Origin of the sequence: Brevibacterium sp. FME17 (assembly GCF_014897515.1) — a bacterium.
Classification (GTDB): domain Bacteria; phylum Actinomycetota; class Actinomycetes; order Actinomycetales; family Brevibacteriaceae; genus Brevibacterium.
This window is the reverse complement of record NZ_JABUYD010000011.1, coordinates 91,907-105,191: the sequence shown is the minus strand read 5'-3', so window position 1 is coordinate 105,191 and position 13,285 is coordinate 91,907. Positions and strand designations below refer to the sequence as shown.

The following is a 13,285-nucleotide window of genomic DNA, read 5'->3' as shown; positions in this document are numbered from 1 at the left end:
ACTGCGAACCACAGAGAGGATCTCATGACCGCCGATTGGAAACGCTTCATCATTCCGTCCGCGGTGTGCGCGGGAGCGGCGACGCTTGGAGCACTCGGGACGAAAGTCGACTCCGCCTGGTACACGAATCTGAAGAAGCCCGCCTGGCAACCACCGGGCAAGGTCTTCGGACCCGCGTGGACAACTCTGTACTCATTGACAGCATTCGCCTCGGGGCGAGCGCTGAACCGCCTGCCGAACAGTCGCGACCGGCGGGCATATCTGGGTGAGTTAGGTGTCAACATGGCAGTCAATGTGGCATGGAGTTGGCTGTTCTTCTCCGCCCGTCGCCCGGACGCCTCTCTCCTTGCGTCGGCCGTGTTGGAAGCGTCGACGCTGAGGCTGCTGAAGAAGGCTGCCACGGTCGATCGGGTGTCGGCCGTCGCGCTCGCACCATACGCGGCCTGGGTAGGATTCGCGGCTGTCCTCAACGCGGAGATCCTCCGTCTCAATCCGGGCGAGACGAACCGGTGCCTGGCACTCACCCGAACGAAGAGCGCCTGATGGCCGCTGCCGACGAGAGCCTCACCTTGGTGTGGTTTCGTGATGATCTGCGCGTGCGCGATCACGCCGCGCTGACGGCCGCGCGTGCCGATGGCCGCGTCATCGCCGCGTGGATCCGTGAGGCCCGCGATGATGAGGGCCTGGGGCCCAGACCGCTGGGCGGGGCAAGCCGGTGGTGGGCACACGAGTCACTGGCCGTCCTCCACCAGGAGCTCTCTGAGCTGAGCATTCCTCTACTCTTCGCCGCGGGAGAGGCGGCTGCGATCATTCCGCAGCTGGCCGATCGCCTCGGCGTGGATGCGGTTCGCTGGTCGCGTCGTTATGCTCCTGCGTCCCGAGCGCTCGACAGCCAGATCAAGACTGCGTTGAGCAATCAGGGCTTCACGGTCCATTCCCACATCGGGTCCCTCCTCGTCGAGCCTTGGACGGCCGCCCCTCAGGGTGGTGACCATTACAAAGTCTTCACCCCGTTCTGGAAAGCCGTGTCAGGACGCGAAGTCGGTGACGTGCTGCCGACGCCGGAACCACAAACACCACTAGACCCGGCTCTGCTGGAATCGGCACGAGCCTGCTCAGCCGTGACCGACCTCGACGGACTGGGACTCCTCGAAGGCACCGGGTCCGATTCAGGAGATTTCGCTGCAGCCGGGGGCCCACGGTGGTGGCAGAACACCATCGCCCGCCACTGGTCGCCGGGCCTCCGGGCCGCTGCCAGCCAGCTTGAGGATCTGGGCGCGGGCATCGATGGCTACAGCACCACCAGGGATGTTCCCTCGGACGCAACGAGCACATCTCGACTCTCGCCGAGGCTGCGGTTCGGAGAACTGTCACCGCGGCAACTTCTCCACGCCGCCCAGACGACAACATCCATTTCCGCAGATGATCGCGCAGCCTGGATCCGTCAGCTCTATTGGCGCGAATTCTCCTGGCATCTGACCTACCACTACCCCGACATCGACTACACACCGATCAGAGACGAGTTCCGACACTTCCCCTACGAAGACGACGATGAGGCGCTGGCCCGCTGGAGGTCCGGAACCACCGGCTACCCACTCATCGATGCAGGAATGGCACAGCTGTGGGAGACCGGGTGGATGCACAACCGGGTCCGCATGGTCACAGCGAGCTTCCTCACCAAGAACCTCCTCCAACACTGGTGGTTCGGCGAGCAATGGTTCTGGGACACCCTCGTCGACGCCGATGAAGCCAACAACCCTGTCTCCTGGCAGTGGGTCGCCGGCAGCGGTGCCGACGCCGCTCCCTATTTCCGTGTCTTCAATCCCGAACGACAACGCGAACGTTTCGACCCTGACGGCGCCTATATCGACGACTGGCTCCCTTATTCGACTGACGCATCGCCGACTCACATCGTTGACCTTGCAGATTCACGTCAGGCCGCGCTGGGTGCCTACGATCGGATGAAGAACATGTCTGCAGGAGCCGAGCCCGCAGGGCCAGAGTCTGCCGGGCCAGAGTCTGCAGGGCCAGAGCCCGCGGGGCAAAAGTCCGCAGAAGACTAAGACGCGAAGGCGGTTGAGAACATGAGGGTGCTTCTAGCAGGATGCGGTGACCTGGGAACCCGCTTGGGCCTGAGGCTCGTGGACAGCGGCCAGGAGGTCATCGGCCTGCGCCGACACCCAGAAGAGCTTCCCGACTCATTCGAAAAGTTGTACGTCGACCTTGGCAACCCCGGCACCATCACCATCGAAGGCGTTGATGCAGTGGTGATCACGCTGACTCCCGATGACTATTCCGATGCAAGCTATGAGCAGACGTATCGCCGCGGAGTCGAAGGTCTGATCAGCATCCTGGGCTCTCGCCCCAAGCGGGTAATTCTCGTGTCCTCGACTCGGGTTCTCGGCGCCGCAGCACCCGGGGAGAGCACGGATGAGGAGACCGTGCCCAAACCCGAGTCGGGCCCTGCCCGCACTCTCTGGGACACCGAAGAGCTCATTCGTGCCACGTACCCATCCGCTGCGATCGTTCGGGCCGCCGGGATCTATGGTCGCGAGGATTCGCCGCTCATCAAGGGAGTTCGGTCGGGCCGAGCAGTGAACTACCGCCGATGGACGAATCGCGTTCACTACCGCGATCTCATCCGAGGCATGGAAGCCCTCCTGTTCACCCCAGACCCGCCGCAGCTGTTGCATGCTGCGGACTCGTGTCCGGTCCAGCTGGGCGAGGTCGTCGGATTTCTGGCCTCCGCTCTGGACATCTCGGCTCCACCGGATCTGGAGGACGAGCCTGAAGCAGGGCGACGAATCAAGAACACTCGGTTCCAAGACCTCCTCGGATCGCTGGAGTTCCCCACGTTTCGCGAGGGATACTCGCATGAGCTGCGTTCCACGAAGTGAACGGACAAAGCTGATCTGGATAACCGGCTCCACCGGTTAAGTCAGCTGGAGATCAGTGATGCAGGTTGCGCCCTCATCGGTTGTGTCGAAGTCGGCAGAACCGGACTTGCCGTCGTAGCCGACCTCGATGGTTCCCTTGATATCGCTTGGCACCCAGAACCCGACGAAACCGTTGTCGAAGGTCGTGGCTGTTTCATCGACCACGATGTCGCCGGCGGCTTTGTCGGCGATCTGGACATCGATCTTCTTTTTGTTGAGCTCTCCCAGGCAGGTGGTCAGGCTGTGATAGAAGCAGTCGTGAGTGGTGTTCACAAACGGGGCAATCGACACATACGTCTTATCTGCCGGTAAGTCGAGGGTCACTTCCTGCGCCTCTCCAGCCAATACGAGTTCATCAGGATAGACCGAGGCCATCAGATCGCCTGGACGATCGGCTACGTCCAGCTGATCGAGATGATCGATTGCTTCAACAGCATCCATTCCTGACAGCCCATGGTCAGAGAGGAATTCCTCCGACGAGACCTGCTCGACATCGGGTCCCGAATCTGAGCCTCCGGTTGTGCAGCCAGCCAACAGCAGCGTGAGGGCCGCGATGGCAATTCCACGTCGTTTCAATCCATCTCCTCACATCGCATTCGTGTTGCCCACCACAAACAGCGGACAGGCTTGATCGCCGTTGACAACTATACCCCCGATGGGTATATGCTCGGCGCCAGATACCTACCCCCGGTATCCAATTGTGGAGGAGCAACATGAGTGAGAACTGCGAGCCAAACGACGCCACCGCCGCTCAGACAAATGAAGCTGGCACGGATTCCTCTTGCCATGCTGCTGGTCACGAGCACGGATACATCCGTGACAAAGGCCGATATCAACGACGGCTGGCACGCATCGAGGGTCAGGTTCGGGGAATCGAGCGGATGGTCGATGAAGAGCAGTATTGCATCGACATCCTCACCCAGGTCTCAGCAATCCAATCAGCGCTGCGCAACGTAGCTCGAGGACTTCTCGACGACCACATGCGCAGCTGCGTCGTCGACGCAGTCAAGGACGGCGGAGCCGACGCCGATTCCAAGCTCGACGAAGTCTCTGAAGCCATCAGCCGACTGATGCGCAGCTAACCCACAGACAAGAAGCAGGAGGACATCATGAGCAGCCCACATCCCCATGTGTCGGACGAGCACCACGACCACAACTCGCTCAGCACCCAGGACCACGACTCACACAGCCAGCACAGCGGTCATGGCGACCACAACGGCCACAGCGGCCATGGCGGACACAGTGATCATGCCGGCCACGGCGGCCACGGTGATCACGCGGCCATGTTCAAGAACAAGTTCTGGCTGAGCCTGGCACTGTCGATCCCGGTCGTATTCTTCAGCCCCATGTTTGCCAGCCTGCTCGGGTACACGACACCGGAGTTCCCGGGAGCCGACTGGATTGCCCCAATATTGGGCACCGTCATCTATTTCTATGGCGGCATGCCATTCCTCACCGGCGGATGGTCGGAACTGAAGTCGCGCCAACCGGGCATGATGCTGCTCATCGCCATGGCCATCACCGTCGCGTTCGTGGCTTCATGGATCACCAGCCTAGGTATCGGCGGGTTCATGCTCGACTTCTGGTGGGAACTGGGCCTGCTCGTTGTCATCATGCTATTGGGCCACTGGATGGAGATGCGTGCCTTGGGCGCGGCATCTGGTGCACTCGATGCTCTTGCCGATCTGATCCCAGACGAGGCAGACAAGGTCACCGACGACGGAACCGTGACCGTGCCGATCAGTGAGCTCACGACCGGAGACATCGTTCTCGTGCGGTCCGGGGCACGAGTACCGGCCGATGGCAGCATCGTCGACGGTACGGCAGAGTTCGACGAATCCATGATCACCGGCGAATCGAAGACCGTCACCCGTGCAAGCGGGGATCATGTGGTCGCTGGCACCGTCGCAACAGACAACTCCGTGCAAGTCTCGGTCGAAGCCATCGGCGAGGACACCGCACTGGCCGGCATCCAACGCCTGGTCGCCGAAGCCCAGCAATCCTCATCCCGGGCACAAGCACTGGCTGACCGGGCCGCGGCCTGGCTGTTCTGGTTCGCGCTGGGCGCAGGCATCATCACCTTCCTTGTCTGGTTCCTCATCGGCCAGCCCGATGATGCAGTGATCCGTACTGTGACTGTCCTCGTCATCGCCTGCCCACATGCATTGGGCCTGGCAATTCCTCTCGTCATCGCGATCTCCACTGAGCGAGCCGCAAAGGCCGGAGTACTGATCAAGAACCGCATTGCTCTGGAGCGGATGCGCACGGTCAATGTCGTCCTCTTCGACAAGACAGGCACCCTCACCGAGGGCGCTCACGCAGTCACCGACATCGCAACCGCAGCGGACATCACAGACGGGAAGCTGCTGGCCATCGCCGCCGCGGCCGAAGCTGATAGTGAACACCCCGTGGCACGGGCAATCGTGACGGCTGCCAGTGAGCACGAGGAAGCTTCGGCGATGGCCTTGGTCGGCTCTGAGTTCAGGTCTGCCACCGGACGAGGGGTGCGCGCAGTCGTCGACGGTGCAGAGATCACTGTCGGAGGACCCAATATGCTGCGTGAGCTCAACCTCGACCCACCAGCTGATATTGCCGCCAGGACTCACGAATGGGTCGATCGCGGAGCCAGCATCCTGCATGTGGTCTCCGACGGACAGATCATCGGGGCCCTGGCTCTGGAAGATCGGGTTCGGCCGGAATCACAGGCAGCAGTGGAGGCCCTGCACAGTCGAGGTGTAGCTGTTGCCATGATCACCGGCGACGCTCGTCAAGTCGCTGACGCAGTGGCCGCGGATCTGGGGATCGACGAGGTCTTTGCCGACGTCCTCCCGCAGGACAAGGACACCAAGGTCGCTGAGCTTCAGAGTCGTGGACAGGCTGTGGCTATGGTCGGAGATGGCGTCAATGATGCCCCGGCCCTGGCACGAGCTGAGGTCGGCATCGCCATCGGTGCCGGCACGGATGTGGCGATGGAATCAGCGGGAGTTGTCCTCGCTGGAAATGACCCCCGTGCCGTGCTGTCGATGATCGACCTCTCGCGGGCCAGCTATCGCAAGATGCTGCAGAACCTGGCCTGGGCTACCGGCTACAACGTTCTCGCCGTTCCTCTCGCAGCTGGTGTCCTCGCACCGATCGGGTTCGTCTTGTCCCCTGCAGTCGGGGCAATCCTGATGTCGCTGTCGACGATCGTCGTCGCACTCAACGCCCAGCTGCTGCGCCGAGTCGATCTCGACCCAGCCACACTCGCAGCCCTGCCCGTGGAAGATGCAACTGTCTGAAAGGTCGGCGGGATCGTCGCCCCATAAATCACCGATCCGAACGTCGGTGCACCGTAGGGCCTGTGGGTCCGGAAAAGAAGGAGAAACATGAAGAAGACCACACCGTTGACGACAATCGCTGCGATCGCAGCCGCGACAGCCCTGGCATTGTCCGGGTGTGCCAGTTCCGGAGAAGACGAAGCGGGTCAACCTTCTCAGGACCAGTCCGAGTCGTCATCCGGTGAGGGGCATGGCGACAGCCATGAGCACGCCGCTGATGGCGGCGATCCGCCAGCGGGCATCAAGAAGGCGTCCGATCCGAAGTACGCCGTCGGTGATGAGGTCAAACTCACGGCCGACCATATGCCAGGGATGAAGAGTGCAGAGGCGACGATTTCAGGCGCCTTCGACACCACGACCTATTCGGTCAGCTACACCCCAACCGATGGCGGCGACCCGGTGAAGGATCACAAGTGGGTTGTTCATGAGGAACTCGACAACCCCGGGAAAGCACCCCTGAAGGACGGCTCTGAGGTGAAGCTCGAAGCCGACCATATGCCAGGAATGAAGGGCGCAGAGGCAACGATCGCAAGCTCGACCGATGAAACTGTCTACATGGTCGATGTCGACACGGACGAGATGACGATGACAAACCATAAGTGGGTTGTCGAAGACGAAATCAAGCCAGCCGAGTAGACCCGTTGCCGACGGGCAGCGGCCCCGGACTCGAGTCACCTCGGATGCGTTTGAGCACCAGTTCGGCGCTGATCAGACACATCGGCACACCGACACCGGGAGCGGTCGTCGCACCTGCATAGTAGAGCCCCTCCACGTTTTTGGAGACATTCTGCTGGCGGAACATCGCACTCTGTCGCAGCGTATGGGCTGGCCCGAGCATCCCCCCGAGCCACGAATTGAAGTTGCTGGAGAAGTCCGTCGGTCCCTGAGTCTGTCGAAATCTGATCCGATCTCTCAAATCAGGGATATCGGCCCAACGGGCAATCTGCTCAATGGCTCGATCCGCTGCACGTTCGATGCGTGGATCTCCCTGCCCGTCGCGGCCCCCGGCGCCCATTCCGGCATCAGCCGGCACAGGGATGAGGATGAAGAGATTCTCGTGATCAGGTGGTGCCACACTGGGATCGGTGTGGCTGGGTTTGCACACATAGGCCGATGCCGGGGAGGAGATCTTCGGTCGAGGGCCGAAGATGTCGTCGAAGTTAGTCGACCAGTCGTCGGTGAAGAAGAGTGAGTGATGCGGAAGCTGCGGGACCTCACCCTCGATTCCGAGAAAGACCAGAATGGCGCCCGGCCCACTCGTCACCCTCTCCCACCAGCTTTCAGGGAAGCTCCGATCGACAGAGTCCAGGAGCTGAGTCTCCGTATGGTGAAGATCAGCGGCTGAGACGACGGTGTCACAACGGTGTTCGTGATTCCGGCCCTCGTGATCCGTCCAGACGAGGCCGGTGGCTTTTCGGCGTCCGCTGCCTTGTGGTGCGGCAGAGATGTGTGTGACGGTCGCATCGGTGTGCACGCGGACTCCGGATCTTTCGACGATGCGGGTCAATGCATCGGCGATGGTCCTGAATCCTCCCATCGGGTACTGGACCCCGTCGCACAGGTCCAAGGCACTCATCAGGTGGTAGATCGCCGGTGCCCTCCGTGGGTCTGTGCCGAGGAAGATCGCCGGGTATTGGAGGATCTGCCTCAGCACAGGATGCTTCACCGAGGTGGAGGAGAAGCGCTCAAGAGATGTGCCGAGCAGACGAACCAGAGTCGGAAGCGCGGTCATGACCTCTGGCCGAAGCATCGACATCGGTGAGGTGAAGAGATTATAGAGAAAGTAGTCGATCGCCATCTTCCTGGTGCGGTTGGCCGATGCCAGATATCGGCTCAGAGAACGACCGCTGCCCCGCTCGGTGCGCTCGAAGACCTCGAGGACCTGGGCTTTGCCCTGCGGAATCGTGATCGTCTGCGCTTGTGAGGATGTCGTGGCGGGGCTGAATACGGTGTAGGCCGGGTCGAGGGGCCGCAGATCCAGTTCGGCGCTCGCAGAGGTCCCGACAAGATTGAAGAAATGTTCGTAGACCTCCGGCATCAGGTACCAGGACGGTCCGGTGTCGAACCGATAACCGTCCCGCTCGATCGAACCGATACGGCCGCCGAGAGTCGAATTCTGCTCGAAGAGGTCGACCGTGTGCCCCTCGCGGGCCAACAGTGCAGCAGTGGCCAGTCCCGCTGCCCCTCCGCCGATGACGGCGATGCGCTGTGTCATGGTCGCCTCTCCCTCGCCGTGACGACGATGGCCTTCGAAGCCAGCCTTGCTTTCACCACGTTGGGGATGCGCACTCGTTCTTGATACAGACGTTCGACGGGAGTGACAGCAATCCTCTCGTTCAGAGCGGAGAAGAGGGCTGCGGCGCTTCTCACCGCTGTTCTGGCATCTTTCGGCAGAAGCGAGAAAGTGGCCTGAGCATGTGCGAGCTGTCGTCGAATCCTGATCACCCACGCGGTTTTGTCAGCGTCCGTGAGTCGGCTGTCGGCGGTGAGATAGCTGCGGCGCAGTCTCAGACTGTCGTCGGCGAGGTCGCGGAGGAAGTTCACGTTCTGAAACGCCGCTCCGAGTTGTCGCGCACCGAATTCCAGCTGTTCGGTTTCAGCGGGCGTGCGATTCTGAGCACAGAGGAAGACTTTGAGGCACATGAGGCCCACCACCTCTGCGGAGCCGTAGACGTAGTCCCGATGTTCGTCCGGGCTGAAGCTGCGCACGGATGAGGGGGGTTCGCTGAGCGCACTCACATCTGCTCGCATCGAAGCGAAGAACGGTTCGATGAGATCACCGGCGATTCCGGTCGTCCTTGCGGTCTGAGCGAATGCGTGGATGATCAGGTTGTCGCTGATGCCGAATCTCAGGGCGCTGCGGGTTGCGTTCGCGAAGCCATCGAGCAGTTCGTACTGCTCTTTCGTTTCGAGTCCGGCGTCGGAAGCAAGCCCATCGACGATCTCATCGGCGATTCTGACGAGGGCATAGATGTTGCGAATGTGGTGACGGTGGTTGGAACCGAGAAGTCTGGTGGCCAGCGCGAAAGACGTCGAATAGTTCGAGATGACGGCGTTGGCTGCCTGCTGAGCCGTCCGACTGAACACCTCGTGCGTCTGTGAGAACATATTCGTTAGCTTAGCTAACGATTATGTGGTTGGCCTCGCTTTCACCGAGATTTTTCCGCCGCTCCGGCGATATTCTTCGCCATGGCAGGAAAGATGAGCCGATGGAAAGGCGAGACGAACCCCCAATAGAGTCGCCCTCGGATGCCTTTCGGAATGAAGATCGCTCGCTGCCTGAAATCGCAGCCACGACCAGCCTCGGTGGTGGTGAATTCGAGCCATGCACTGCCTGACACCCGCATTTCTGCACGAAGGAGCAGACGATGCTCGGGGTCCAGCTCCTCGACCCGCCACCAATCGACAGGGTCACCGACACGCAGACGATCCGGCAGGCGTCGCCCACGATTGAGTCCAACGCCACCCACGAGCTTGTCCCACACACCTCGCACCCTCCATGCGAGTGGCCACGAATACCAGCCATTTCGTCCGCCGATGCCTTCGATGACTGGCCACAGCTGCTCGGGCGTCAGCCCAGGAAAGCGCAGTGTCCGGTCATCGGTGAATACTCGCTCTCCTGCCCATTCGGGATCATTGGGCAGAGGCTTCGCTGCCTGGGCAAGCTCCCCCGCATCGGCATCCCAATTAGTATCGACAGCCCCTTCAGCCTCGCGCTGCAGCGCTAAGCGCACGGACTGCTCATAGTTGAGCAGACCGTCCGGTGGTGGCGATATGACAGAGTCGACATCGCGGTCTTTGGTGACAGCATCCTCTTGCAGTGACTGGACGAGCGGCAGTGTCAGCGTGAACGGCAGCGGGGTAACGAGGCCGACCCAGATCCCGGACAGCGTGGGTGCAGGCAGTGGCAGCGTGAGGACGTGCCGGGGCTTGAGTCCCGCGATCGCAGCGAATCTCTTCATGATCTCGGCATATTTGAGAACATCATGGGACCCGATGTCGAAGGCACGGTTGACGTCACCGTCGATGTCGACGGCCCTGAGGAGGTAGTAGAGCACATCACGGACCGCCAGTGGTTCAACGTGATTGGTGACCCACCTCGGCGCCGGCATCAACCGCAAGGTCAGGGCGAGGTGACGAACCATCTCGAAGGAGGCCGATCCAGATCCGATGATGATGCCCGCCTGGAACGCGACGGCGGGCACAGGCGAGTCGATGAGAATCCGGCCGACCTCTGCTCGCGAGCGCATGTGCATGGACAGGTCCGCCTTGTCGGGGTGGAGTCCCCCGAGGTAGACGATGCGTCGGACGCCTGCGGCCTCTGCCGCTTCGGCTACCCGCCTGGCGGTTGCGGCTTCCCTGTCTTCGAAGTCGTGCCCCGATCCCATCGAGTGGACGAGATGGTGGATGACATCGGCTCCGGTGGCAGCCTCGACGAGGCCGTCCCCGTCGTCGAGGTCGACGCGATGGATGTCGACCTCATCGGCCCAGGGCACCTGTTCGAGTTTGTGCGGAGACCTCACGGCGACGCGAACGCGGTGGCCGGCCTGCAACAGGCGAGGGACGAGGCGTCCCCCGATGTAACCGGTGGCTCCGAGCACCAGGACCGTGCGGGGATGAGGTGATGGCTCGATGATTTCAGGGCGAGATTGTTCCACGCTGTCACCATAAGCATATTTCACTAGCTTGGCTAGTGATCGACGTGACTCAGATATACAGACCGGATGCCACCCTCCGTGCCTCATATATTTTTACCCGCGAAATGGTGGACCCTCGGACACCATGGGGAGTGACCGGTCGATGGCGACTCGAACAGAGCCCACCACGAAATACGCCAGGCAGTACAAGAAGGCCTCGAAGAAGAACAAGAGCGCTGTTCTCAACGAGGTCATCGCGACAGGTCGCCAAACGCGACCGGAAGCCTCGTGCCAGTGAAATACACCGACGAGCTCAAGACTCGTGCCGTCGAACTCGTGATCCATGCTCAAGCCGACCCCGACACCGCGAACGGGCAACCGCCCGCCTCGCGAACGAGCTCGGACTGAGCAAAGAAACCCTCCGCGTCCGGCTTCCAGCTGTGGCGCATCGGGCAGGGGTTCTGGTTGCATCGGATGCTCCTGTGGCGAGTCCGAGGACGAGGAACAGACTGGCGAGGACCGTGGTGAGAGTTAGAGTACGCATTACTTGTCGCCTTCTTCCTGAGCTGCTTCTTCTTCTGAGTCGAGTGAGTAGATGATGGAGTTCGAGGCGACGATGATCCGGTTCTCCGGGGCCGCCCATGGAAGTGCCGTGTTGGTGACGAGTGGTTTGGTCTCGCCCGCGAGTGTGACGATGTCGCGGCCGCAATCGCCATAGGCAGTCTGGGCGGGAATTGCGAGGGGACTGAAATCGGGGTCTTCCTCGACTGGCTTGTCGTCTTCACCGAATCGGAAGATCAGTCGACCGAACCCGAGCGCGTTGGGTGAGGCGACGATGTCGGCGCCGGCCTTGATCTTGGCACCATCCCAGCGACGACGTTCTTGCAGACATCGCGAGGCAGATACCAAAATGAGGCACCCCAGCATTGCTGGCGTAGGCATCGGCTGGGCCAGCGTGACTCTCAGTGCCTGGGTAACCGGCAACCGAGGAAAACGACGAGGGGACTGATGCAGGGTGTTGGGCAGTCAGATTCCAGCTATGAGCCCAGAAGCGCCAGAGGAACTACAGCTACTCCGTCCTGTCTGCGATAGGCGAATTTTCCGGATGTCACAATGATTTTGTCGACGAGCTCATCACCAATCTTCTGGTGCAGCCAGTTGAGGTGGCGAACGTCGGAATCATCGATTTCTGAGGCGAGCTTGATTTCTATTGCAACCACACGACCATCCGGCTTTTCAACAATCAAGTCGATTTCGTGGTCTCCGGAGTGCGTTCTCAGGTGACCTACCTGATGGCCGAATGCTGGGACATAACACCGAATGCATAAGGTGACGAGAGACTCGAAGAAGGATCCGAGGAGTGGGCCATTCTTCAAGCTCCGATAGTTGCGGCTGGTATCGGCCCGTGTTCGGTTTCCGAGAAGCGACTCCGGCGTCGCGCGGAGGAGCCGAGCAGCAAGAGCTGGATCTGCGAGCTGATGTTTCGGCTTATTTCCCAGCTTGTTCAGTTCCCCTCCCTCAGGTATCCAAGCGGGTATTTCATCAAGCAGCCACAATTGGCTGAGCGCTTCTCTGAAAACTCCTATAGTCGCGCGGCTTGGGCGGCTCTCCTTTGAAACCGCTGCAGCGATGGATTCGAAACTTGCAGTCGTCGAGGTCGCTGCAGCGTATGCACGAAGCCATGCAAGCAGAGCCTGCGGCCGTCTGAATTGTGAACCAAGTGCAGGAACCTCCCTCTGTAACGCATAAGTGAGATAGGCATCCAGCTCGTCCGCAATTGTTGACGAGGAGCCGTTGCGGAGGGCAGGGAAGCCTGAAGACACGATCTCGCGCACGTACGAGTCGAGCGACACGCTAGTTGTTCCCTCGATATCGTCGCCGGTGTCAGCGAGGATGCGGCGGAGGCTGACTGATGGTTCGTCTAGGAGACGTTCTTCTAGAGACATCGGGTACATACGGAGCCGAACGATACGGCCCGCACCGGTATGGATCTGTGTTTCATTGGTATTCGCGCTGCCGGTCAACAGAAAGCGCCCCGGAGTACGGTCATGATCGACTTCTCGACGGACGTGGTCCCAAATCGGCGGGTCGTACTGCCACTCGTCTAAGAGAACTGGACGAGCAGCTGAGCTGGCTCGACCACGGTCAGCGCGAAGGATTGATAGTTCTTCCGGATTATCTAGCCTGAATACAGATCCGGCCAGCCGTGATGCGGTCGCAGATTTCCCCACAGCCTTCGGACCGTCCACAGCTATGGCAGGGAACCTCTTCAGAGCGCCTGAAATGACACTGTCAAGGATTCGTGGTTGATACTCCATGGACCAAGATTACAGTTTCGCTGTCACTTATTGAACAGTTTCGCCGAACTGAAGTGCACAGTTTCGCTGTCACTTAT

General features: G+C 60.7%; 13 protein-coding genes. 7 read left to right on the top strand and 6 right to left on the bottom strand.

The genetic code is table 11. The annotated features are described in order from the left end of the window. The first annotated feature begins 24 nt into the window (after positions 1-24). From INT40_RS11745 to INT40_RS11735, 3 genes are read left to right on the top strand one after another with little or no spacing between them, the layout of a single operon-like run. The gene (locus INT40_RS11745) at positions 25-543 is read left to right on the top strand and encodes a TspO/MBR family protein (protein WP_193096118.1); all 519 of its coding nucleotides are present in this window, start codon (positions 25-27) and stop codon (positions 541-543) included. Beyond that, complete coding sequence (locus INT40_RS11740) at positions 543-2,063, top strand: cryptochrome/photolyase family protein (RefSeq protein ID WP_193096117.1); 1,521 nt, start codon at positions 543-545, stop codon at positions 2,061-2,063. The genes INT40_RS11745 and INT40_RS11740 overlap by 1 nt, the downstream gene beginning before the upstream one ends. A 21-nt stretch (positions 2,064-2,084) precedes the next feature. Beyond that, positions 2,085-2,897: an NAD(P)-binding domain-containing protein gene (locus tag INT40_RS11735; protein WP_193096116.1), complete on the top strand. Its 813-nt coding sequence runs from the start codon at positions 2,085-2,087 to the stop codon at positions 2,895-2,897. Between the two features lie 36 nt (positions 2,898-2,933). Here INT40_RS11735 and INT40_RS11730 read toward each other — a convergent pair whose 3' ends face one another. Next, entirely contained in the window at positions 2,934-3,512 is a 579-nt protein-coding gene (locus tag INT40_RS11730) for a CueP family metal-binding protein (protein WP_193096115.1), read from the bottom strand. A 137-nt stretch (positions 3,513-3,649) separates the two neighbouring features. Between INT40_RS11730 and INT40_RS11725 the strand changes: the two genes are divergently transcribed. From INT40_RS11725 to INT40_RS11715, 3 genes are all read left to right on the top strand, one after another. Beyond that, positions 3,650-4,018, top strand: coding sequence for a metal-sensitive transcriptional regulator (locus INT40_RS11725; protein ID WP_193096114.1), 369 nt, complete (start codon positions 3,650-3,652; stop codon positions 4,016-4,018). A gap of 27 nt (positions 4,019-4,045) precedes the next feature. Then, positions 4,046-6,214, top strand: a complete 2,169-nt coding sequence (locus INT40_RS11720) for a heavy metal translocating P-type ATPase (RefSeq protein ID WP_193096113.1) — start codon at positions 4,046-4,048, stop codon at positions 6,212-6,214. 87 nt (positions 6,215-6,301) lie between these two features. Beyond that, positions 6,302-6,889 (top strand): YdhK family protein, encoded by a 588-nt coding sequence (locus INT40_RS11715; RefSeq protein ID WP_193071875.1) that lies wholly within the window; start codon positions 6,302-6,304, stop codon positions 6,887-6,889. Here INT40_RS11715 and crtI read toward each other — a convergent pair. Genes crtI through INT40_RS11700 form a run of 3 tightly spaced genes read right to left on the bottom strand, consistent with a single transcriptional unit; the run spans position 6,873 to position 10,911 of the window. After that, positions 6,873-8,468 carry a phytoene desaturase family protein gene (crtI, locus tag INT40_RS11710; RefSeq protein ID WP_193096112.1) on the bottom strand — a complete coding sequence of 532 codons (1,596 nt, stop codon included), beginning with the start codon at positions 8,466-8,468 and terminating at the stop codon, positions 6,873-6,875. The two genes, INT40_RS11715 and crtI, sit on opposite strands and share 17 nt — an antisense overlap. Continuing rightward, the gene (locus INT40_RS11705) at positions 8,465-9,361 is read right to left on the bottom strand and encodes a phytoene/squalene synthase family protein (RefSeq protein ID WP_193096111.1); all 897 of its coding nucleotides are present in this window, start codon (positions 9,359-9,361) and stop codon (positions 8,465-8,467) included. The genes crtI and INT40_RS11705 overlap by 4 nt, the downstream gene beginning before the upstream one ends. Before the next feature lie 41 nt (positions 9,362-9,402). After that, positions 9,403-10,911: an SDR family oxidoreductase gene (locus INT40_RS11700; RefSeq protein ID WP_193096110.1), complete on the bottom strand. Its 1,509-nt coding sequence runs from the start codon at positions 10,909-10,911 to the stop codon at positions 9,403-9,405. Between the two features lie 142 nt (positions 10,912-11,053). Between INT40_RS11700 and INT40_RS20965 the strand changes: the two genes are divergently transcribed. Next, positions 11,054-11,188: a hypothetical protein gene (locus INT40_RS20965; RefSeq protein ID WP_264298404.1), complete on the top strand. Its 135-nt coding sequence runs from the start codon at positions 11,054-11,056 to the stop codon at positions 11,186-11,188. A 245-nt stretch (positions 11,189-11,433) separates the two neighbouring features. On the opposite strand, the gene INT40_RS11695 is transcribed toward INT40_RS20965, so the two are convergent. Both INT40_RS11695 and INT40_RS11690 read right to left on the bottom strand, forming a co-directional pair. After that, positions 11,434-11,832 (bottom strand): hypothetical protein, encoded by a 399-nt coding sequence (locus INT40_RS11695; protein WP_193096109.1) that lies wholly within the window; start codon positions 11,830-11,832, stop codon positions 11,434-11,436. Between the two features lie 95 nt (positions 11,833-11,927). After that, positions 11,928-13,208 carry an ATP-binding protein gene (locus tag INT40_RS11690; RefSeq protein WP_193096108.1) on the bottom strand — a complete coding sequence of 427 codons (1,281 nt, stop codon included), beginning with the start codon at positions 13,206-13,208 and terminating at the stop codon, positions 11,928-11,930. Positions 13,209-13,285: the final 77 nt, after the last annotated feature.